A 22,534-nucleotide genomic window follows, 5' to 3' on the forward strand; every position below is an offset into this window, starting at 1 on the left:
TCGTTCACCTGCCGCCGTCTGGAGTTTTCATGTCCGCCACCGCCCGCTTCTCGCACCCGTTCGCCAACACCGTCAAAACCTTCAAGACCGCCTCGGGCAAGAGCGGGCGGCTGTATTCGCTGCCGGCCCTCGCCAAACAGTATCCCGAGATCAAGCGCTTGCCGGTGTCGCTGCGCATCGTGCTGGAGAGCGTTCTGCGCCACTGCGATGGCGAGCGTGTGATGCCCGAGCATGTGGCCCAGCTCGCGCAGTGGAGGCCCCAGGGTGAACGCACGCAGGAGATCCCGTTCACCGTGGCGCGCGTGGTGCTGCAGGACTTCACCGGCGTGCCGCTGCTGGCCGACCTGGCCGCCATGCGAAGCGTGGCCGAGCGCCTGGGCAAAGATCCCAAGAAAATCGAGCCGCTGGTGCCGGTGGACCTGGTGGTGGACCACTCGGTGATGGTGGACCACTACGGCACCAAGAGCGCGCTCGACCTCAACATGAAGCTGGAGTTCCAGCGCAACAACGAGCGCTACCAGTTCATGAAGTGGGGCATGCAGGCCTTCGATACCTTTGGTGTGGTGCCCCCGGGCTTCGGCATCGTGCACCAGGTCAACCTGGAGTACCTCGCGCGCGGCGTGCACATGAAGGGCGGCCTGTACTACCCCGACACGCTGGTGGGCACCGACAGCCACACCACCATGATCAACGGTATCGGTGTGGTGGGCTGGGGCGTGGGCGGCATCGAGGCCGAGGCCGCCATGCTGGGCCAACCGGTGTATTTCCTCATGCCCGACGTGGTGGGCTTTGAGCTCACGGGGCGACTGCGCGAAGGCGTGACCGCCACCGACCTGGTGCTCACCGTCACCGAGATCCTGCGCCAGCACAAGGTGGTGGGCAAGTTCGTCGAGTTCTTCGGCGAAGGCACGGCCTCGCTCGCGCTGCCCGACCGCGCCACCATCGCCAACATGGCGCCCGAGTACGGCGCCACCATGGGCTTCTTCCCTGTGGACAGCAAAACGCTCGATTACTTTCGCGGTACCGGCCGCAGCAAGGCCGAGATCGAGGCGTTTGAGGCCTACTTCCGCGCGCAGGGCATCTTCGGCGTGCCGGGCGCGCCGGGTGCGTCCATCAAGGCTGGCGAGATCGACTATTCGCAGGTGGTCACGCTGGACCTGGGCCAGGTCACGCCCAGCCTGGCCGGCCCCAAGCGCCCGCAAGACCGCATCGAGCTGGGCAACGTGGCCACCCAATTTGCCGAGCTGTTCAGCAAGCCCAACGCGCAAAACGGCTTCAACCGGCCCGCCGCGCTGCTGCACACGCGCTACCAGCCGCACACCGGTGACGAGGTCGACACGGTGGCGCCGGGCAAGCCCCAGCCCACCCCGCCGGGCGCACCGCGCTTTGTGGCCGAGATGGAAGCCAACAAACCCGCTGTGGTCACCGCCGAGGCAGCTCCCCCTGCGCCGAGCAAGGGCAGCAAATTGAGCATCGGCAACGGCGATGTGTTGATCGCCGCCATCACCAGCTGCACCAACACCTCCAACCCCGGCGTGCTCCTGGCAGCAGGCCTGCTGGCCAAGAAGGCGGTGGAAGCGGGCCTGAAGGTCAAACCGCACATCAAGACTTCCCTTGCGCCCGGCTCGCGCATCGTCACCGAATACCTCACGCAGACGGGTCTGTTGCCCTACCTGGAGAAGCTCGGCTTTGCGCTCGCAGGCTACGGCTGCACCACCTGCATCGGCAACGCGGGCGACCTCACGCCCGAGCTCAACGAAGTCATCACCAGCAACGACCTGATCTGCGCGGCTGTGCTCTCGGGCAACCGCAACTTTGAGGCGCGCATCCATCCCAACCTCAAGGCCAACTTCCTGGCCAGCCCGCCGCTGGTGGTGGCCTACGCCATCGCCGGCAACGTGATGACCGACCTCATGACCGAACCGCTGGGCAAAGGCAAAGGGGGCAAGCCGGTGTACCTGGGCGACATCTGGCCCACCAGCGACGAGATCTACGACCTGATGAAGTTCGCCATGAACGGGCGCGCCTACCGCGAGAACTACGCGCGCGTGAAGGCCGAGCCCGGCAAGCTGTGGGAGCGCATCAAGGGCGTGAGCGGCAACGCCTACACCTGGCCGACCAGCTCCTACATTGCCGAGCCGCCGTTCTTTGAATCGTTCGAGCTGGCCCTGCCCGCCGCCACCGAGCCGCCTGCGGTGCGTGGTGCGCGCGTCATGGCCCTGTTTGGCGACTCGATCACCACCGACCACATCTCGCCCGCCGGCAACATCGCCGAGAACTCGCCCGCCGGTCAGTGGCTGCTGGCGCGTGGTGTGCTCAAGGCCGACTTCAACAGCTACGGCGCGCGCCGGGGGCACCACGAGGTGATGATGCGCGGCACCTTTGCCAACGTGCGCATCAAGAACCTCATGCTGGCTGCCGGCCCGGATGGTTCGCGCGAAGAGGGCGGCTGGACGATCTATCAGCAGGAAGGCGTGGGCCACGGCCAGAAGATGAGCATCTTCGATGCCGCCATGCGTTACCAGGAGGCGAACATTCCCACCGTCATATTTGCTGGCGAGGAGTACGGCACCGGCTCCAGCCGCGACTGGGCCGCCAAGGGCACGCAACTGCTGGGCATCAAGGCCGTGGTGGCGCGCAGCTTCGAGCGCATCCATCGCTCCAACCTGGTGGGCATGGGTGTGCTGCCGCTGCAGTTCAAGGCCGGTGACTCGTGGGAGAGCCTGGGACTGCGCGGCGATGAAACCATTGGTGTACTTCCGCACCCCGAACTCACGCCCCAAAGTGATGCGCAATTGGTGATCACGCGCGCCGACGGGTCCCGCAAAACCGTCACCGTGACCCTGCGCATCGACACGCCGGTGGAGGTGAACTATTACCGCGAGGGCGGAATCCTTCCCTACGTGCTCAGGCAATTGTTGAGCGCTTGAGCGAGATGCCGCAAAGCGGCATGATGTGTTTTCCGCCGCACCAGGAGCCGCCATGCGAAAGCCTGCCTTGTACAGCCCGTCCAGTCGAGCAGGAACCTCGCAACCCGATGCTGGTGCGCGCCCGGGCGAGTCGGCATCGGCCAACGCGGTGGAGGCGCCAAAGCGGGGAGGCCGATGGAGCCGTTTTCGGGCTGGTTCTTCGCGTGCTGCAGCGACACCGCGCGTCATGTGGTCGGCCATGGCCTTGCTTGCGGCCCTGCTGGCCGCCAGCGTGTGGCAAGGCGGTGTGAACGGTACCAAGGCCCTGACGCAGAAAGACATTGACGCGGCTGTGCTGCGCACCCTCACCACGCAAAACCTGCCCTCGCGCGCGGCACGAGCGGCCGAGAAGATCCGCCCGGCCGTGGTACGCGTCATGTCCTACGGCAAGAACAGCGAGGGCAAGGAAGTGGAGCAGGGCGTGGGCACTGGTGTGGTGATCACAGACAAGGGCATCATCCTGACCAACCTGCACGTGGTGCAGAGCGCGCAGAGCGTCAGGATCGTGTACGCCGACGGCTCCGAGTCGCCCGCCACCGTGACCGGTGCACAACCCCAGAACGATCTGGCTGTGTTGCAGGCGCAGATCATTCCCGACGACCTCATCGCTGCCACCATGCGATCCACCAACGACCTGGTGCCCGGCGAAGACGTGGTGGCGGTGGGCTTTCCCTTCGGCATCGGGCCGTCAGTGTCCTCGGGGGTCATCTCGGGCTTTGACCGCGCCTTCAAGTCGCCCGAGGGCGTACAGGAAATCGGCAACCTGATCCAGTTCGACGCAGCGGCCAACCCCGGCAACTCAGGTGGCCCGCTGGTCACCATGGACGGCGAAGTCATCGGCATCGTCACCGGCATCCTCAACCCCACCAGCCACCGCACCTTCGTCGGCATCGGATTTGCAGTGCCGATTGAAAGCGCCGCGTCCGCCGCCGGCTTGCCGCCCTTCTGAATTTTTCTTCACCGTCACAGGAGCTTCCATGGACCAGAACGCCGCCCCCGACACCGCCCAGCTCATGGAGCAGATCCTGTACGAAGTGAAACGCGTGGTGGTGGGTCAGGACCGGTTTCTTGAACGCGTGATGGTGGCCATGCTGGCCCAGGGCCACCTGCTGGTCGAAGGTGTGCCGGGTCTGGCCAAGACACTCACCGTCAAGACACTGGCCAATGTGGTGCAGGGCCAGTTCAAGCGCATCCAATTCACGCCCGACCTGGTGCCCGCCGACCTCGTGGGCACACGCATCTACAACCAGAAGACCGGCGACTTCAGCACCTCGCTGGGCCCGGTATTTGCCAACTTGCTGCTGGCCGACGAGATCAACCGCGCGCCGGCCAAGGTGCAGAGTGCGTTGCTGGAAGTGATGCAGGAACGCCAGGTGACCATTGCCGGCGAATCGCACAAGGTCCCCAGCCCGTTCCTGGTGATGGCCACGCAGAACCCGATCGAGACCGAAGGCACCTACCCGCTGCCCGAAGCGCAGGTCGACCGCTTCATGATGAAAGTGATGGTGGACTATCCCACCGATGAAGAAGAGTACGTGATCGTCGAGCGCGTCACCGGCCCGGCCGTGCAGGTCAATGCGGTGGCCACCACCGATCAGCTCGCGGTGCTGCAGGCGCAGTGTCGCCAGGTGTACGTGGACCCCTCGCTGGTGCAGTACGCGGTGAAGCTGGTGTCGGCCACGCGCACGCCCGAGAAACACGGCCTCAAGGATGTGGCGCGCTTCATCACCTTCGGCGCCAGCCCGCGCGCCACCATCGGCCTGGTGGAGGGCGCCCGCGCGCTGGCCATGCTGCGTGGGCGCAGCTACGCACTGCCCGAAGACATGACCGATCTGGTGCCCGACGTGCTGCGCCACCGCGTGGTGCTGTCGTACGAGGGCTTGTCCGAGGGGCTGGATTCCGATGCCCTGATCGCAAAGATCATGAAGCAGGTTCCGCCGCCTGCGCGCCCGCTGGAGCACGAAAAGCGCGCCGCCTGAACGCGGGTCCACACCATGTTCTTCAAACGCCTGTTCGGATCGGATCGCGGCGCTGCCGATGCGCCGTCCAAAGCCGCCGGTATCGCGCTGGCCACACCGGTCACGCAGCGAGCCGACGCGTTGCTGCGCCGGCTCGAATGGACCGTGCTGCGAAAGCTCGACGGCCTGCTGCAGGGCGACTACAAAACGCTCATGCGCGGCTCGGGCCTGGACCTGGCGGACCTGCGCGAATACCAGCTGCACGACGACGTGCGCCACATCGACTGGAACGTCACCGCGCGGCTGCAGCAGCCGCACGTGCGCGTGTTCACCGAAGACCGCGAGATGGCCGCGTGGTTCCTGCTCGACCTCAGCCCCTCGGTGGACTTTGGCTCGGGCAACCAGCGCAAGAGCCAGGTGCTGCTCGATTTCACCGCCGTGCTCGCGCGCCTGATCGGACGCCACGGCAACCGCGTGGGCGCGGTGCTCTATGGATCGCGTGGCCAACCGGTGGTCGACGCGGTGCTGCCCGCGCGCGGCGGTCGCACCCAGGTGCTGCGCCTGATGCAGATGGTGCTGCAGCCGCCGAAGAAAGATCCCTCGATCAAGGATGGCGTGACCCAGCTCTCCGACCTGCTCAAGGCCGCGGTGCACACCGTGCGCCAGCGCGCCACCGTGTTCGTGGTGTCCGACTTCATCAGCGAGCCCGGCTGGGAAAAGCCGTTGGGCGAACTCGCACGCCGCCACGACGTGGTGGCCGTCCGCCTGCTCGACCCGCTGGAACTGGAACTGCCCGACCTCGGCCTGATCCCCGTCCGCGACGCCGAAACCGGTGAACAGCTGATGGTGGACACGCACGACGCCGGGTTCAGGCAGCGCTTCGCGCGCATCGCCGCGCAACGCGAAGCCCAGTTGCGTGAGAGTCTGGCGCGCGCCGGGGTCGACACGCTGGAGCTCTCCACCGACGACGATCTGGCCGACGCCGTGGTGCGCTTTGTCGATCTGCGCAAACGCCGTCTGCGCGCCGGCAAACACGCCCTGGCCGGCCGCAGTGTGCCGACCCAAATGCCCGCCCGCGACCGCGGCAGCTTCGGCATCTCCCGTGAAGGAACTCGACCATGAACATCCCCGTAACTTTCTTGTGGCCGCAGTTGCTCTGGCTGCTCGTGGCCCTGCCGCTGCTGGTGCTGCTCTACGTGTGGTTGCTGCGCCGGCGCAAGCAGGCGGCGGTGCGTTTTGCCAGCCTGGCCATCGTGCGCGAGGCCATGGGCAAGGGCCCGGGCTGGCGCCGGCATGTGCCACCGGTGCTGCTGCTGCTGGCCATCGCCACCATGCTGTTGGCCGCAGCGCGGCCCATGGCCAGCATCGTGCTGCCTTCGCAAGAGCAGACCATCATCCTGGCCATGGACGTGTCGGGCAGCATGCGCGCCGAAGATGTGCAGCCCAACCGCCTGGTCGCTTCGCAAAACGCCGCGAAGGCCTTCCTCGCCGAGCTGCCGCGCCACGTGAAAGTGGGCATCGTGGCCTTTGCCGGCTCGGCCCAGGTGGTGCAGCCCATCACCCTCAGCCGCGAAGACCTCGTCACCGCGATCGACAAGTTCCAGCTGCAGCGCGCCACGGCCATCGGCAGCGCCATCGTGGTCTCGCTCTCCGAGCTGTTTCCCGGTCAAGGCTTCGACATCGGCGCCATGACCTACAACCGCAACAGCGACCCGTTCGCGCCACAAGGCCGTGCCATCGACCAACCCAGGACCGAGCCCAAAGCCTTCGTGCCGGTGGCGCCGGGCTCGTACAGCTCGGCTGCCATCATTTTGCTCACCGACGGCCAGCGCACCACCGGCGTGGACACAGCCGAGGCCGCCAAGATGGCCGCCGATCGGGGTGTGCGCGTGTACACCGTGGGTGTGGGCACGGTCGACGGCGAGGTGATCGGGTTCGAGGGCTGGTCCATGCGCGTGCGCCTGGACGAAGACAGCCTGAAAGAGGTGGCCCGCACCACGCAGGCCGAGTACTACTACGCCGGCACCGCCGACAACCTGAAGAAGGTCTACGAGACCCTGAGCACCCGCCTGACGGTGGAGAAGAAGGAAACCGAAATCGCCGGCCTGCTTGCGCTGGTCGCTTCGATCCTGGCGCTGTTCTCGGCGGGGCTGTCGGTGTTGTGGTTCAACCGGATCCTGTGAGTGCGCCGCCGGTCGGCACCGGCACAATCCCCGCATGAACCAACAAGTGATCGTCGCCGGTGGCGGTATCGGCGGCATGGCCTGTGCCCTGGCGCTGGCTCGTCAGGGTGTACCGAGCGTGCTGCTGGAGCAGGCGGCGGCGTTCGGCGAGGTGGGAGCTGGGCTGCAGCTCGGACCCAATGCCACGCGGGTGCTGGCCGATTGGGGCCTGAGCGATGCCCTGCAGGCCTGCGCCGCATTCCCTGAAACGCTGCATGTGCGCGATGCCCACCGCGGTGCCGATCTCGGGCAACTGCGTCTGGGCAGCATGGCGATCGCACGCCATGGCCAGCCCTATGCCACCTTGCATCGGGCCGACCTGCATGCTTTGCTGCTGGCTGCCGTGCAGGAGCAGGGGCTGACCGAACTGCGTTTGAACACACGGCTGGCATCGTTCACCGAATCTCCGGATGGTGTGGTCACCACGCTGGACGACGGCAGCACGCTGAGCGCTGACGCACTGCTGGGCTGCGACGGTTTGTGGAGCCGCGTGCGCTCGCAACTGCTCGGTGCACAACACGTGCGGTCCAGTGGTCACCTCGCCTACCGTGGCATGGTGCGCACAGCCGATCTTCCAGCTGCGTTGCAGGGCAACGTGGTCACGGCCTGGCTCGGGCCCCGCATGCACGTGGTGCACTACCCCGTGCGTGGCGGTGCGTGGATGAATGTGGTGGCGGTGGTGCATGGCGTGCTGGGGCAGGGCCATGGGGGCGAGCCGGGCGCCGACCCGCAGGGCTGGACCCACGAGGCCCGCGCCGCCGATCTGCTGCGCTCGCTGGGCCCGGTCTGCAAGGCCCTGCTCGACATGGTCACCGCCGTGCCCGCGTGGTCGCTCTGGGCCTTGAACGACCGCCCAGCCATGAGCACAGCGCAAGAGCACGCACAGGGCAGGGTGGCGCTGGTGGGCGACGCTGCCCATCCCCTGCGGCCATATCTCGCACAAGGTGCTGCGATGGCGATCGAAGACGCCTGGACGATCGGTCGGCTGCTGAAACCCGCACCGGCGCCCAACGACTGGCCAGCCGTGCTCGCCCGTTTCGCCGACGCGCGCTGGCAGCGCAACGCGCGCGTGCAGCAGCATTCGCAGCGCAACGGCCGCATCTTTCACGCAACCGGCCTGGTGCGATTTGGCCGCGACACCGCCATGCGCTGGCTGGGCGAAAGTTTGCTGGACAATCCATGGCTCTACGACGGGCCGCCCGAGCCCGAGCAAGACCCCATCCCTTCACCGAGAACCAAGAGGAAGACATGACCCTGAAGCTCACAGCCCCCACCCGCCGCCATGCCTTGGCCACCGCCGCAGGCCTGCTGGCTGCAACTGTGCTGCCGACCGCGCAGGCGCAGGCCACCTGGCCCAACCGCCCACTCAAGATTGTGGTGGGCTTCCCCGGCGGGTCGTCGCCCGACCTCATGGCGCGCCTGCTGGCCGAGCCGCTGTCGCAGGCGCTGGGCCAGCCGGTGGTGGTTGAAAACCGGCCCGGCGCGGGCGGCAACATCGCCGCGGCCCAGGTGGCCCGCGCCACCGACGATCACACCATCGGACTGATGATCAACGGCAACATGACGATCGCGAAGATCCTCAATCCCGACACCACCTACGACCCGATCAAGGACCTGACGCCCGTGTCGCTGATTGCCGTGGCGCCCCTGGTGCTCTGCGCACCCACGGGCAGCCCGAGCGGTGCCGCTTTCTTTGCTGCTGCAAAGCAGTCGGGCACCAGCTGGAACTACGGAACGCCCGGTGTCGGCACGGTGGCCCATCTCGGCATGGAGCTGCTCAAGAGCCGTGCCGGCATTGCCCCCGTGCACGTGCCTTACCCCGGCAACCCGCAGGTGATCACGGCCCTCTTGGGCAACCAGATCCAGATGTCGATGCTGCCGCCGGGCCTGGCCATGGCGCAGGTGCGCGCGGGCAAGCTCAGCGCCATCGGTGTCACGTCCGCCGGGCGCAGCAGCGTCGTGCCCGAGCTGCCCAGCCTGTCCGAGGCCGGTGTTCAAAACCTTCAGCTGGAAATCTGGAACGCGGTGGCCGCGCCCAACAGCCTGCCCAAAGCCCACGTGAACCGACTGGCCGCGCTGCTCACCGACATCGTGCGGCGCGAAGACATCCGCCAGAAGATCTTTGCGCAAGGTTGGCAGGTGGCAGGCACCTCGCCCGAGGGTCTGCGCCGACGCATTGAAAGCGACACGGCCACCATGGCCGACGTGATCCAGCGCAACAACATCCGGCCCTGAGCGGGCTTGATCCCGGGCTCGCGCCCGCATGCAAACAGGCGGCCTCGGCCGCCTGTTTGCATTTGTAAATCTGTCGGCAAAAACGTAGTTGTTCGTGTCCTTTGAGCCAACAGGCGTTATAAAAACGTCAAATAAATCACACCTAAGTTGTAGAAAAGCGACGAGGTAGTGATCTTAAAAGGTTCATTGCCATAACGGTTTGACGACTTCAGGGAGGGGGCGCCATGCATCGTTCAAAGGGCTGTCGGCCCACAGTGTCAGCTTGGTTCAGGACGTGAAGCCATGGCCAACGTTCTGGCGATTCATTCGGTTTGCAGCTCGATTGCAACCTTCCTGAACAACACCTACCCGGCGTCCACCAACGGCACCGACATGCCGTCCTGCGACTTTGTGGTGTTGTCTTCTCAGGAGATGGCCAACCCGCCCACCGAGGGCAACCGTGTGAGCCTCTACCTCTACCGCGCCACGGTCAATGAACACAGCCGCCAGCAGCGTCCGTCCCGTGCTCCGCAGGCCCTGCCTGCGCCGCTGAGCCTGGATCTGCACGTGTTGCTCTCGGCCTGGGGCAGCACCGCGCTGGACGAACACATCCTGATGGCCTGGGCCATGCGCCAGTTGCACCTGCATCCCTTGCTGGACGCCTCGTCGCTGTCGCCCGAGCCCGCCTGGGATGCCGACGAAGTGATCCAGATCGTGCCCGCCGAGTTGTCCACCGAAGACATCATGCGCATCTGGGACGCGCTGGAACCCTCGTACCGGCTTTCGGCTTCCTACATCGCTCGCACCGTGCGGCTGGACCCCGATGAGTTGCCCGAAGCGGCGCCGGTGGTGGCCACGCGCTACGCCTACAGCGCGGGGGCCGCCTCGTGACGCTGCTGCTCAACGCCCGCGAGGTTGAACGCGCAGAGCGCCGGGTGTTGGGCGCCTTGCGCTGTGTGGACGCCACCACCGGTGCGGCGCTGGACCGGCCGCTGCGCGTGCAGGGGCCCGAGGGTGCGCGCATCCAGCGCAACCGCAGCGGGCTGCTGGTCATCCACGAATGGTTGCCGCTGGCGCACCACGCGGCCGCTTTTGCCGCAGCTCCCGGCGATGTGGCGGTGGGCTCTCTGGCGCTGATGCTCACCGTTTACGACCCGCAGGGAGACTACCTGCCGCGGCTGGTTCGCGTGGACTTGCCGCGCGACGCCGACCCGGCCAACGCCAGCCAGCCCGACTCGCTGTTCCGACCGTTGACCGTGCCCATGTACCCCTCGGCCACAGGCCGCGTCGGCGCCAACTGGGCCTGCATCAGCGTGAGCGTGTTCGAACAAGGCAGCGGCGATGCCTTGGGCGGCGTGCTGCTGCGCGTGGTGGCTGCGGGCGCGGTTCGCGCCCTGGGCCTGTCGGACTGGCGTGGAGAAGCATTGGTGCCCGTGGCCGGTGTGCCCGTGACCACATGGTCCACCGAGCCCGGTGCCGTGATCGTCACGCAGATCTCGGCCGAACTGCAGGCCGTGGCCGACCCGGCCAGTGTGGTGCGCACACCGCAGGCCGCGGTGCAGCTGGGTCGGGTGCCCTCCGTCTTGCCGCTGGTGGATCCTGCGGCCATTGAAACAGCACGCGCGGGCCTGCCGCAGGCCAGCGCGGTTGTCAGCCTGGCGGCCGGTCGACCGCAGCACATCTCCCTCGGGATCGACCTGCCCTGAGGACTCTCGCGATGTTCCCACCCGCACTTCACAAGGAGAAACACCATGCCTGAATACCTCGCGCCAGGCGTTTACGTTGAGGAAACCAGCTTCCGCGCCAAGAGCATCGAAGGGGTGGGCACCAGCACCACCGCGTTTGTCGGGCCCACCCGCAAGGGTCCGTACCGGGTGGACAACGACACGCCCGAATCGCCCGAGCTGCTCACCAGCTACGGCGACTTCGAACGCATCTACGGCGGTTTTGCCGACCTGTCGCTGGGCGCCGGCGTGCCAGGCACCAACTACCTGGCGCATGCGGTGCGGGCCTTCTTCAACGAAGGCGGGTCACGGTTGTATGTCTCGCGTGTGGTGGGCAGCGGTGCGGCATCGGCACAGCTGTTGGTGGCGGGCACGTTGGCCGTTCCGGCGGTGGAGGCGGTGCCTGCGGGTCCCGGTGGTGTGCCGCCGGCCGTGCCCGCTGCGCCCGCCGTGGCGGCCAACCGACCGATTGCGTTTCAGGCGCGCTTTCCCGGTGCGAGCGGCAACGGGCGCATCGTTGTGCGCGCCATCGCCACACCCGCGTCGGAAACGGCGGTGGCCAACAGCCCCGAAGGCACGATGCTGCGCACCGTGGCGGGCGGCGCGACCTCGCACCACGTGAAGCTCAATGGCGCCTGGCGGCCTGCCAACAACCTCGGTGCTGCTGCCGGCGTGGTGGCCACGCTGCTGGCCAATGCGCCTCACATCGTCACGCTGCAGGTGAGCACCTTCGATGCCGATGGCGACGGGCAGAGTTACGAAGACCTGGGCCTGGCCGCCCACCATCCCCGCTGGATCGGCCATGTGCTCGCCGCAAGCCCGTCGCGGCGCAGCGATCACCTGCAAAACGCTTTCGCGATCACCATCGGCAGCGACGTGTTGCCGATCGATCTGCACAACGGTTTGTTGAACGGAGCGGCGGCCAATGCCAATGGCCAGATAGAGCGCAGCTGGACGCTCACGGGTGGCACCGATGGCGGTGAGCCCACGTCGACCGACTACGCGCTCGCACTGGCTGAGATCGCCTCGCTCGAAGACGTGTCCATCGTTGCGGCGCCCGGCAGTTCGGCCTACGGCGTGGACGACGACGACAACCCGCAGGCCATTGCCAGCGCGCTCATTGCGCACGCCGAAGGGCGCCGCGCCTACCGCATCGCCGTGCTCGACACGCCGCCCGATCTGCTGCCCACCACGGCGCGCACGTACCGAGGACTGTTCGACTCCAAATACGGCGCCATGTACTTCCCGTGGGTGGTGGTGAGCAACCCGCTGGCGCGCCCGGGTCGCGAAGACATTCCCAAAGAAATCGCGCTGCCGCCCTCGGGTTTTGTGAGCGGTATCTACGCGCGCAACGACGTGCAGCGCGGCGTGCACAAGGCACCAGCCAACGAGGTGGTGCGCGGCGCATTGCGTTTCGAGATCGACGTGAATTTTGCGCAGCAGGAGTTGCTCAACCCGGCCGGTGTGAACTGCTTGCGTTTCTTCAGCGGGCGTGGCAACCGCGTGTGGGGCGCGCGCCTGATCTCCAGCGACCCGGAGTGGAAATATGTGAGCGACCGGCGCTACTTCAACTACCTCGAAGCGTCCATCGACCGCAGCACGCAGTGGGCCGTGTTCGAGCCCAACGGTGAGCGCCTGTGGGCCAACATCCGCCAGACCGTGGCCGACTTTCTCTACAACGAGTGGCGCAGCGGCGCGTTGCTCGGCACCACGCCCGACGAAGCCTTCTTCGTCCGCTGCGATCGCAGCACCATGACGCAGAACGACCTGGACAACGGGCGCCTCATCTGCCTCATCGGCGTGGCCATCATCAAGCCGGCCGAGTTCGTGATCTTCCGCATCGGCCAGAAAACGGCCGACGCCCGCGAGTGAATTCCCGTCTCACCCGATCCATCAGGAGCTGAACCATGGCCAACCGCACCACGCCCTACGGCGCCTTCAACTACCTCGTCAACTTCGACGGCGGCGAGGTCTTCGGCGGCTTCTCCGATGTCAGCGGCATCGGCACCGAAGTCACCGTGGCCGAGTACCGCAACGGCAACGACAAGGAAAACCACGTGCGCAAGGTCGCCGGCATCCACAAGGTGTCCGACGTCACCTTGAAGCGCGGCATCCTCAACAGCAAGACGCTGTTCGACTGGATCAGCCAGACCCGCACTCAGGGCCCGGCCGCGCAGCGCAACGTGACCATCACCCTGCTCGATGAAGCCCACACGCCCGTGCAGACCTGGGTGCTGCGCGGCGTGATCCCGATGAAATACACCGGGCCCACGCTGGCGGGCAAGGGCGGCGGCGACGTGGCGATGGAGGAAATCGCGCTCTCGGCCGAAGCGATGGAAATCTCCGCCTGAAGCACGCCGGACATTCACCATGAGCCTTGTGTTCGAAACCGCCGCACCCGAGCTGCGCACCGCACCCGAGCGAGCCGACGTGGCTTGTTTCGTCGGCTTCGTGGCGCGCCGGCGCGAGCAGCCCTTGCCCATGTCGGTGCGCCGCCAGCTCACCGACGCGGGCTGGGTGCACGGGCCGTGGCGCAAGGGCGCCGATGCACTGGAGGCGCTGGAGAACGTGCCGGTGGTGATCGACAGCTGGGCCTTGTTTGACCGCCTTTTTGCGTGGGACGCGCGCCTGGTTGGCCGCGCACCCGACGTGGTGAGCGGTGCGCCCTCGCTGTGCGCCACCTACCTGGGTGCCGCAGTGCGCAGCTTCTTTGCGCGGGGCGGTCAGCGCGCGGTGGTGGTGCGCGTGGGCGACCCGTGGGCGTTTCTGGAATCGGCTTCCAACCGCGCAGCGAAGCGGCGCGCGCGCCTGGCCCGGCTCATCCCCGGCTTCAGCGATCGCGACCCGGTGGGTGAGGCGTTCGAGCCCATGGACCCGCGCACCTGGCGCGGCATCGGCCACGTGGTGGGGCTTTCCGAGGCCAGCCTCTTGTGCCTGCCGGACTTGCCCGACGCGTGTTCGACCGAACCTTTGGCGCCGGCGGTCACCGTGCCCCTGCAGCCACCTGTTGAAGGTTTTGTTGAGTGCAGTCCCGCAGAACCACCCCTGCCGCGCGACGCCGGCCTGCGCGCCCTGCACGCACCGCGCCTGGACGGCCCGGGCTACGGCCCCTGGCGCGTTGCGGTGGCCAGCGTGCGCGCCTTTCTGGCGCAGCACCAGCGCGAGATGTTGTTCGTCGGTGCGCTTCCACTGCCGCGCGAAGATGCGCGCCGGCCGGTGAGTGACGGTGGCGTGCACGCACACAGCGACATGCTGGGATTTTTGCGGCGCAGCGGCGTGCTGGAAGCCGAAGGCCGTGTGGACGCGAGCGGCCTGTCGATCGCCAGCGCCTTCGTGCAACTGGGCTACCCATGGCTGGTCACACGCGCCGCACAAGATTTGCCCGAAGGCCTGGAGCCGCCTGATGGCGCGCTCGCCGGCCTGATCGCCCGCAGCGCGCTGGCGCGCGGCACCCACGCCAGCGTGGCGGGCGACACGTCCATGCCGGCACTGCGCGACCTGCAAAGCGCCGTGCCGCTGCCTGGCTGGGGCGCGGGTCCGCAGTCGCCGAGCGCACAAATGGCCGAACGCGTGTGCCTCTTCACCCAGCAGTCCGGTGGCTGGGCGCTGCAGTCGGACGTGACCACGTCGGTGGATGCGGCGTGGCGCAGCGGTGGTGTGAGCCGCCTCATGGCCACCCTGCTGCGCGCGGCGCGCCTGCGCGGCCAGAGCGTGCTGTTCGACGGCAACGGCCCCGAAACATGGGCGAGGCTGGAGCGCAGCTTTGAAGAACTGCTCAAGGGTTTCTGGCGCGTGGGCGCATTGGCGGGTGCCACGCCCACCGATGCGTTCAGCGTGCGCTGCGACCGCAGCACCATGACGCAGAACGACCTCGACAACGGGCGGCTCGTGGCCGAGATCACCGTGCTGCCGGCACACAGCATCGAGCGCATCACGGTGGTGCTGGCGCTCGCAGCGGCGGGTGCGAGCCTCGCCCGTGTGCGGGAGGCCGCGTGATGGCCATCGGTGGCGAGTTTTCTGCCAGCGCCTCGGCCCAGGTGTCGATCGGCTTGGGCAATGGCACCGGCTCGAACACCGGTTCTGGCGCAGGTGCACAGCTGCCGGCAGCGCTGATTCCCTTCCGTTTTCAGCTGAGCTTCCGCCAGTCCGGCGCGGGCACGAGCCAGGGCAGCGAGGTCGATGTCTGCAAGGGCGCCTTTGCCGAATGCACCGGCCTGGAGGCCACCATGGAGCCCAAGGTGATCCGCAGCGGTGGAGTGAACCACCACGCCTTCCAGCGCGCCGGTCAGGTGACGCACGCCACCGTGATCCTCAAGCGCGGCATGACCGACAACCGCCACCTCTGGAAGTGGTTCGCCCTGGTTTCGGGTGGCGACTATGCGGCGCGCATGGACGTGGACATCGACATGCTCGACGGTGCGGGCAACAAGGTCATGACATGGTCGCTGGCGCGCTGCATGCCGGTGAAGTTCAAGGCGGCCGACCTCAATGCCCGTGCCACCGAGGTGGCGGTGGAAGAGCTGCACCTGGCCCACGAAGGCCTCACCCTGAGTTTCCCCAAGGCCTGACCATGCTTGAGCGCACCATCGCCGTGGCCGAGTTCAAGACGCTGAGTCCGGCGCCCGAGCAGGTGGTGAAGGTGCACTTCAACCCGGCCTCGCTGCAGTACACCGTGTCCAACACGCTGGGCCCCGCAGGCCAGGGCGCGGGCAGCCGCCAGTTCGTGAGTGCGACTGTGGCCAAGCTCACCATGGACCTGGTCTTCGACACCACCGCCGGGAACCTCGGTGGTGATGTCAAGGGCGGTGAAGACGTGCGCAGCACCACCGACAAGATGGCGCAAATGCTCAAGCCCTTCGGCGGTGAGAACGAAAAGACCCCGCCACGTGTGGAGTTCAGCTGGGGCGCCTACCGCTTCGTGGGCACGGTGGAGCAATACAAGGAGACGCTGGACCTGTTCTCGCACGACGGTGTGCCGTTGCGCGCGGGCATCAACCTCACGTTGTCCAGCGACGCACCCAATTTCGAGAGCGCCAGCGCGCCGGCCTCGTCGGCAGACCAGAAGCCCAACCCCGCGATGGAGGTGCCCGGTGGTGCCGGGCCGTCGGGTGTGGCTGCAGCGGGCGGCGATCCGCGTGCGGCGCGCGCCGTGGCCAGCGCCAACGCCTCGGCCAGCTTGCGCTTTGGCGGCAGTGCCTCGCTGCTGGTGGATGCGAACGTGTCGCTGGGCGCACCGGCTGCTTTTGCGTCGGCCTCGCTGTCGCTCGGGGCTGGCGCTGGTGTGGGCATCGGTGGAGGCATCGGGGTTGGCCTGGGGGCCAGCGCTGGCGCCGGCATCGGCGCCACGGCCGGGGCCGCCTTTACCGGCCTGCGCGTGGGTACCGGGGCTGGCGCCGGCGCATCGCTGCCCAACGCCCAGGCCCTGTTGCCCGCCGCGCAGGTGAGCGCTGGTGCCACCGGCTTTGCACCGGGCGGCATGGCACGCGGATCGGGCGCCGGCAGCCTGGGCACCGACGTGGGCGCCGCCGCCGACCTGCAGGCCCGCATCGCCTTCGACTGAACACAACGGGGAGACACACATGCCCATCACCTTTGAGGAAGTCACCGCCGAAGTGCCGGCCGACCGGCCCAGTCCTCCCGTTGCTCAGGCGAGCGAGGCTGCGGCACCCGACGATCCGCGTGCGCTGGAGGCGATGCGGCAGGCGCTGGACCTGCGCACCGAGCGCGACTGGCGCCTGCACACCGACTGAGCAACACCACAGCGCAACTCACCATGACCGAAACCGCCCTCAGCCGACAAGCCCTCTACAGCGCGCGCCCCACGCTGCGGCTGGCCGGGCAGGCCGATGTGCGCTTGTCCAACCTGCTGGTCGCCATGCGCATGGACGAGAGCGAGGGTGGCATGAGCCGGCTCGAACTGCGCCTGTCCAACTGGGTGGGCACCACGGCGGGCGGCACCGAGCAGGCGTTTGGCGCGCAGTCAGACCTGAAGCTGGGCGCCGAGCTGACGGTGTACGCCGGTGACGTGCAGTCACCCACGGAGGTTTTCCGCGGCAAGGTCAGCGCCATCGAACTCCTGTTCAGCATGGGTGGCGCGCCCGAGATCACGGTGCTGGCCGAAGACGCGCTGCAGGCCGCGCGCCTGGCCCGGCGCAGCAAGGTCTACACCGACATGTCGCCCGCCGACGTGGTGCGTGAGGTGGCCGGTGCGCTCAACCTGCGCCCCACCGTCACCGGCCTCACCAGCCCGGTGGACACCTGGGCGCAGATCAACGAGAGCGACCTGGCCTTTTTGCGCCGGCTGCTGGCGCGCTTCGACGCCGACCTGCAGATCGTGGGCGATGAGCTGCAGGTGTCACCGCGCGGTGACGTGGCGCGGGGTGAGGTGGAGCTGGCGCTGTTCGGTCAGCTGATGCGCGCCCGCGTGATCGCCGACCTGTCGCAGCAGGTCACCGCCACCAGCGCAGCGGGCTGGAACCCGGTGGACGGCAGCGCGGTGAGCCATGAGGCCACGCAGATCAAGCAGAGCGGGCCGGGCAGTGGGCGCAGTGGCCTCTCGTGGCTGGACGAAACCTTTGGAACGCGGCAAGAACACATCGGCCACCTCGCGGTGAGCAGCGACGCGGAGGCGCGCGCCGTGGCCACCGCCGCACTGGACCAGCGTGCACGCCGCTTCGTGCGCATCGAAGGTTTGAGCGAAGGCAACCCTGCGATCCGCGTGGGCACCACGGTGTCGGTCACCGGCCTGTCGCCGCAATTCGACAACCGCTACTTCGTGTGCGCCGCCTCGCATGTGTACGACCAGACCGCAGGCTACCGGACCGAGTTCAGCGGTGAGTGTGCGTTTTTGGGAGAGGGCGCATGAAGCGCGACGGTCTGTTCGACCGACCTGCCGCGTGGCTGCAGGCGGGGGCGCTGGCGCAGGTGGTGTCGCTCGACGACCCCGCGGGGCGCAACCGCGTGCAGGTGCGCCTGCTGGCGCACGACGGTGTGAGCGACCAGGACGCGCCGCTGTGGGCGCGCGTGGTGGCGCCGTTTGCCGGCAACGACCGGGGCTTCTTTTTCCTGCCCGATGTGGACGACGAGGTGCTGGTGATCTTCATGAACGGCGACGCGCGCCACCCGCTGATCATCGGCGGGCTGTGGAACGGCAACTCGCCTTCGCCGGCCGATCTCGCACAAGGCCAGCACAAGACGAAACGTTTGAAGTCGAAGAACGGTGTGGCCATCACCATCCTCGACGAGGACGGCCAGGAAACGCTGACGCTGGAGACGCCCGGCGGGCAGACCGTGACGCTGCAGGACGGGCCGGGCACGATCACGCTGGGAGACGCCAACGGCAACCAGGTGGTGATGGAGGCTGCGGGCATCAGCATCACGGCGTCGGCCAAGGTGAAGGTGACCGCTGCACAGGTGGAGGTGAGCGCGGGCATGGTCAAGGTGGACGCGGCCATGTCGAATTTTTCGGGCATCGTGAAGTGCGATGTGCTGCAGACCAACGCCGTGATTTCCACGAGCTACACCCCGGGCGCCGGGAACATCTGGTGACGCCATGGCCCGCACGCTGACGCAGCAACTTCCGCACGACGTGGCCCTGGGTGCGCCGCGCGGTGTGGCCTCGGGCGGTGCGCCGCTCTTGCTGCAACGGTCTGACGGTGACTTCATCGACGCCGTGCTCGACGAGATCGCCAGCACCGAGGGCCGCGCCAGGCTGCTGGCCACACGCGCTGCGGCTCGCAACCAGCGACAGGTGCTCAAGCTGTTTCAGCCCATCCAGCGCCAGCACCACCTGGCGATGCTCGAAGCCTGGTGCGACACACCCGGCACACCGCGCCTGGACCCGGCCCGCGTGGAATCGGCCGGGCTGGTGGTTCGCCGTGTGCGCCGTGCCGGCAGCGCCACAGAAGAGGGCTGGATGCGTTCTCGCGGGCGCCTGCGCGGCTGGTTGCCGGTGCAGCGCATTGGCGGCGCCGCGCGGGACCCGGCCAGCCAGCTGCGGTTGCACAGCGGACACACCGGCGTGGCCGACATCGACCACGAGCTGGTGCAGCTCGCCTTGCAGAGCGAGGACACGCTGCTGAACGAACACGTGGTGCCCATGTTCGTGGCGCCGCCCGAGGTCTGCAAGGCTGCGGGCAAGACGGTGTATTACGGCATCGTGCCCACGGTGAGCGGCGAGCAGGCCGAGACCGCGCCGGTGTTCGACGAGGACAACACCTTCGGCTCCGAGAGCGCCGATTTCCGCAACCACCTGGTGCAAGCCCTGCGTGGCGAGGCCATGGAATTTCCGCTCGATGGCGAAACGCTGAACCCGGCCTGGACCGAAGCCGCCGAGATCGCCACCACGTTGCGGCCCCAGGGTCTGAGCACGGATCACTGGAACCGCCTGCACCCCGGCGGTGGTTCACGCAGCAGCATGCAGCGTTTCTTGCGTTTGTTGCGCCAACTGGACGGTGAATTCAACGCCTTTGCCGGCACCTCTGCGACGGCGCAGGCGTTGCGCCTGCAGCTCGCCGCCATCGCGTTGCCGCTGAAATTGCGCGAAGGCGAAACGGTGGCGCGCACGGTGAACGCCGAAGTCTTTCTGCGCCAGGCGGTGCAGGTGCTGGTGCAGCGCGACGGGCAGGCCGCACGACCCGAGATGCCGGTGCGCTGGCCCGCCTTGCCGGGTCACCAGGCCAGTGCCTTGCGGCTGGCGCTCTCGCGCGCCGTGGCCGAGCGCTTTGTGCAGCTCAACCCCGCGCCCGGGCGTTTTGACGACCCGGGCGCGCAGTACGTGGTGCGGGCCTTCGTGCGCCTCAAGCCCGAGTGCGGTTGCCCGGCGCGCATCGTCTGGAGCGACGCCACCGAGCCGTTCGTGATCGCGCCGTGGTTTGAGGGTTCGGGCGCGCCGCCGGTGCGCATCGACCTGCCCGACATCACCGCGCCCGGCCTGCTGGCCTCGCTCAAACCCAACGTGTCGTTCACCGTGCCGCCCGCGCTGCAAAGCCTGCTGGGCGGCAACCCGAAAGACCTGATGGAGGGCAAGCCGCCCTCGGGCCCCGGCATGACCATCGGCTGGATCTGCAGCTTCAGCATCCCCATCATCACGCTGTGCGCCTTCATCGTGCTGAGCATCTTCCTCAGCCTGTTCGACCTGATCTTCAAGTGGATGGCGTTCATCAAGATCTGCATTCCGTTTCCGAAGAAAGGCGACTGATGGCAACGACCGCAGCTCCCATCGGATTCCCGTTCCTCGGCCTGCCCGACGAGCACGGCCAGCTGGCCTGGCCGGCGCTGGAGAAGAGCGTGCGCGATGGCATCCGCATCGTGTTGAGCACCCGCCCCGGCGAGCAGCTCATGCGCCCCGAGTTCGGCGGCGGACTCGACCGGTTGCTGCACGAGCCCAACACCCTGGCCACGCGCCGGCGCATCCGCGATCTGGTGCAGAACTCGCTCACCCGCTGGGAGCCGCGCATCCTGCTCGATGCGGTGGAGGTGTGGGACGTGCCCGATGCACCGAGCCACCTGCGGGTGGAGATCCAGTACCGGCTGGCGCGCACGGGTGCGCCGGGCCGCATGAATGTCAATGTGCAGCTGGAGACCTAGATGCCCATCATCCCGCCCAGCCTCGACGACCGCCGTTTTGACGATCTCGTTGAAGACCTGATCGCGCGCATTCCCGCGCACACGCCCGAGTGGACCAACCCGCGCCAGGGCGATCCCGGGCGCACGCTGCTGGAGTTGTTCGCGTGGTTGGGTGACGCGCTTCTCTATCGGGCCAACCTGATCCCCGAGCGCCAGCGCCTGGTGTTTCTGAAACTGCTCGGCCAAGGCCTGCGCGCGGCCCAGCCGGCGCGCGGCATCGTGGGGCTTTCCTACGCGCAGCCGCTGGCCGATCTGCGCGCGGGTTCGCTGCTGCCCGGCGCTCGCCTCAAGGGTGCGCAGCCCTTCGAGACCCTGGGTGAAACCACCGTGCTGCCGGTCACCGGCGAGGCCTACATCAAACGCAAACTCACCGATGCCGAAGCGGCCCGCATGGCCGACGTGATCAGCGGGCTCTCGCGCGTGCACCGCATCAGCGGCGCGGTGGAGGGTTATGAGACGCTCGCGGTGTTTGGCGAAGGGCGCGCCGAGCCGGGCGGTTTTGATGTGTTCGAGCGCTCGACCGACCGCGCCCTGTGGATCGCCTTGCTCGCACCCGCTGCGCCCAGCCCGCTGGAACAGCAGGATGTGAACGACAGCGTGCGCGCCGCGCTCGGCGGAGGTGACACCGGCGTGCCCTCGCTGCTCTCGTTGGGCATCGTGCCCGCGCTGCCCTTGCCCGCGTTGTTCGAAGAGGTGGGTCCGCTGGCCGAGGTGCCGGTGGTCTGGGAAATGGTGACGCGCAAGCCCGGCACGCAGTCCCTGGACTACCTCACGCTGGAGCCGCTGCCGGGCAGTGACACCTCGCACGGCTTCACGCGGCCCGGTACCTTGCGCCTGCCGCTGCCGGGGGAAGACGATATCTGGGTGCCCTCCAACCAGGTGGGTGTGAACCCGCTGGCCGGCGTGGGCGACGCACCGCCCCGGCTGGACGACGCGGCGCGTGCCGCGCGGCTGGTGGCCTGGCTGCGCGTGCGCCCGCGCCCGGGCAGCCAGGTGCAACGCCTGCCGCTCACCTGGCTGGGCATCAACGCCGCCGAGGTGGACCAGCGCGTGACGCTGCAAGGCCAGGTGCTCGGTACAAGCACCGGCGCTGCGGACCAGACGTTTGCCTTGCCCGCCGGCTCGGTGGACGGCGAGACGCTGGTGATCGAGGTGGAAGAGCCTGGCGGGCGCGGCTACCAACCGTGGCAGCGCGTGGACGACCTGGCTGCCATCAGCGCCGATCCGTTCAAGGCGCGCGAGGCCGGCGCGTTTGAGCTCGACGCCGAAGCCGGCACCCTGCGTTTCGGTGACGGCGTGCGCGGCCGCATTCCCGAGCGGCTCATGCGCGTGCGCCTGGCGCGCGGGCGCTTCGGTGGTGGGCGCGCGGGCAACCTCGCACCCGGCAGCCTGAGCGAGATCTCTGCCACGCTGATCAACAGCCAGCGTGCCCCCGCCATGAAGGTGCACCAGCCCCTGCCCATGGACGGCGGAGAAGACGCCGAGACCCTGCCCCAGGCCGAGCGCCGGATCCCGGCCACGCTGCGCCACCAGCAGCGCGCGGTGACGGCCGACGATTTCAAACGCCTGGCGCTTGAAACACCCGCGGCCGACGTGGGCCGGGTCGAGGTGATGCCGCGCTTCAAGCCGCGTGACCGGCGCTTCAACGTGCCCGGTGTGGTGAGCGTGATGGTGCTGCCGTCTGCCGCGCTCGCGCCCGCACCCAACCCGCGGCCCGACCGGCCCTTCATCGAGCGCGTGCACGCCCACCTGTCCGCGCGTGTGCCGCTGGCCACCGAGCTGTATGTGATCGGCTGCGAATACGTGCCGCTGGGCCTGTC

20 protein-coding genes are annotated in these 22,534 nt (G+C 67.9%); all 20 read left to right on the plus strand.

The window, feature by feature from the left end; genetic code table 11:
• Positions 1–29 precede the first annotated feature (29 nt).
• Complete coding sequence (locus tag Q0C59_RS07395; protein ID WP_291213664.1) at positions 30–2,930, plus strand: aconitate hydratase; 2,901 nt, start codon at positions 30–32, stop codon at positions 2,928–2,930.
• Between the two features lie 238 nt (positions 2,931–3,168).
• The gene (locus tag Q0C59_RS07400) at positions 3,169–3,918 is read left to right on the plus strand and encodes a S1C family serine protease (RefSeq protein WP_370654263.1); all 750 of its coding nucleotides are present in this window, start codon (positions 3,169–3,171) and stop codon (positions 3,916–3,918) included.
• Between the two features lie 28 nt (positions 3,919–3,946).
• Complete coding sequence (locus Q0C59_RS07405) at positions 3,947–4,948, plus strand: MoxR family ATPase (protein ID WP_291213668.1); 1,002 nt, start codon at positions 3,947–3,949, stop codon at positions 4,946–4,948.
• A 15-nt stretch (positions 4,949–4,963) separates the two neighbouring features.
• A complete protein-coding gene (locus Q0C59_RS07410) occupies positions 4,964–6,049 on the plus strand; it encodes a DUF58 domain-containing protein (protein ID WP_291213670.1) in 1,086 nt (361 codons plus the stop codon).
• Entirely contained in the window at positions 6,046–7,110 is a 1,065-nt protein-coding gene (locus tag Q0C59_RS07415; RefSeq protein ID WP_291213672.1) for a VWA domain-containing protein, read from the plus strand. Before Q0C59_RS07410 ends, Q0C59_RS07415 begins: the two co-directional genes overlap by 4 nt.
• Positions 7,111–7,144: 34 nt before the next feature.
• Positions 7,145–8,401: an FAD-dependent monooxygenase gene (locus Q0C59_RS07420; RefSeq protein ID WP_291213674.1), complete on the plus strand. Its 1,257-nt coding sequence runs from the start codon at positions 7,145–7,147 to the stop codon at positions 8,399–8,401.
• Positions 8,398–9,384, plus strand: coding sequence for a tripartite tricarboxylate transporter substrate binding protein (locus tag Q0C59_RS07425; RefSeq protein ID WP_291213676.1), 987 nt, complete (start codon positions 8,398–8,400; stop codon positions 9,382–9,384). The genes Q0C59_RS07420 and Q0C59_RS07425 overlap by 4 nt, the downstream gene beginning before the upstream one ends.
• A gap of 282 nt (positions 9,385–9,666) precedes the next feature.
• Entirely contained in the window at positions 9,667–10,254 is a 588-nt protein-coding gene (locus tag Q0C59_RS07430) for a DUF4255 domain-containing protein (RefSeq protein WP_291213678.1), read from the plus strand.
• Positions 10,251–11,069, plus strand: a complete 819-nt coding sequence (locus tag Q0C59_RS07435) for a hypothetical protein (protein WP_291213680.1) — start codon at positions 10,251–10,253, stop codon at positions 11,067–11,069. Before Q0C59_RS07430 ends, Q0C59_RS07435 begins: the two co-directional genes overlap by 4 nt.
• A 45-nt stretch (positions 11,070–11,114) precedes the next feature.
• Positions 11,115–12,959, plus strand: coding sequence for a phage tail sheath subtilisin-like domain-containing protein (locus Q0C59_RS07440; RefSeq protein ID WP_291213682.1), 1,845 nt, complete (start codon positions 11,115–11,117; stop codon positions 12,957–12,959).
• Positions 12,960–12,994: 35 nt separating this feature from the next.
• Positions 12,995–13,438, plus strand: a complete 444-nt coding sequence (locus tag Q0C59_RS07445) for a phage tail protein (protein WP_291213684.1) — start codon at positions 12,995–12,997, stop codon at positions 13,436–13,438.
• A gap of 19 nt (positions 13,439–13,457) precedes the next feature.
• Complete coding sequence (locus tag Q0C59_RS07450) at positions 13,458–15,083, plus strand: phage tail protein (protein ID WP_291213686.1); 1,626 nt, start codon at positions 13,458–13,460, stop codon at positions 15,081–15,083.
• Positions 15,083–15,655, plus strand: coding sequence for a phage tail protein (locus Q0C59_RS07455; RefSeq protein ID WP_291213687.1), 573 nt, complete (start codon positions 15,083–15,085; stop codon positions 15,653–15,655). The genes Q0C59_RS07450 and Q0C59_RS07455 overlap by 1 nt, the downstream gene beginning before the upstream one ends.
• 2 nt (positions 15,656–15,657) lie before the next feature.
• Positions 15,658–16,647, plus strand: a complete 990-nt coding sequence (locus tag Q0C59_RS07460; protein WP_291213689.1) for a hypothetical protein — start codon at positions 15,658–15,660, stop codon at positions 16,645–16,647.
• A gap of 19 nt (positions 16,648–16,666) precedes the next feature.
• Positions 16,667–16,837 carry a hypothetical protein gene (locus tag Q0C59_RS07465; RefSeq protein ID WP_291213691.1) on the plus strand — a complete coding sequence of 57 codons (171 nt, stop codon included), beginning with the start codon at positions 16,667–16,669 and terminating at the stop codon, positions 16,835–16,837.
• Between the two features lie 23 nt (positions 16,838–16,860).
• The gene (locus tag Q0C59_RS07470; protein ID WP_291213693.1) at positions 16,861–17,952 is read left to right on the plus strand and encodes a phage late control D family protein; all 1,092 of its coding nucleotides are present in this window, start codon (positions 16,861–16,863) and stop codon (positions 17,950–17,952) included.
• Positions 17,949–18,635 carry a phage baseplate assembly protein V gene (locus Q0C59_RS07475; protein ID WP_291213695.1) on the plus strand — a complete coding sequence of 229 codons (687 nt, stop codon included), beginning with the start codon at positions 17,949–17,951 and terminating at the stop codon, positions 18,633–18,635. The genes Q0C59_RS07470 and Q0C59_RS07475 overlap by 4 nt, the downstream gene beginning before the upstream one ends.
• Before the next feature lie 4 nt (positions 18,636–18,639).
• Positions 18,640–20,286 carry a hypothetical protein gene (locus Q0C59_RS07480; protein ID WP_291213698.1) on the plus strand — a complete coding sequence of 549 codons (1,647 nt, stop codon included), beginning with the start codon at positions 18,640–18,642 and terminating at the stop codon, positions 20,284–20,286.
• Positions 20,286–20,675, plus strand: a complete 390-nt coding sequence (locus Q0C59_RS07485; RefSeq protein WP_291213700.1) for a GPW/gp25 family protein — start codon at positions 20,286–20,288, stop codon at positions 20,673–20,675. The genes Q0C59_RS07480 and Q0C59_RS07485 overlap by 1 nt, the downstream gene beginning before the upstream one ends.
• Positions 20,676–22,534, plus strand: a 1,859-nt coding sequence (locus Q0C59_RS07490) for a putative baseplate assembly protein (protein WP_291213702.1), incomplete at its 3' end; no start/stop codon positions are given.

Origin of the sequence: Hydrogenophaga sp., from assembly GCF_022844385.1 — a bacterium.
Taxonomy (GTDB): domain Bacteria; phylum Pseudomonadota; class Gammaproteobacteria; order Burkholderiales; family Burkholderiaceae_C; genus Hydrogenophaga.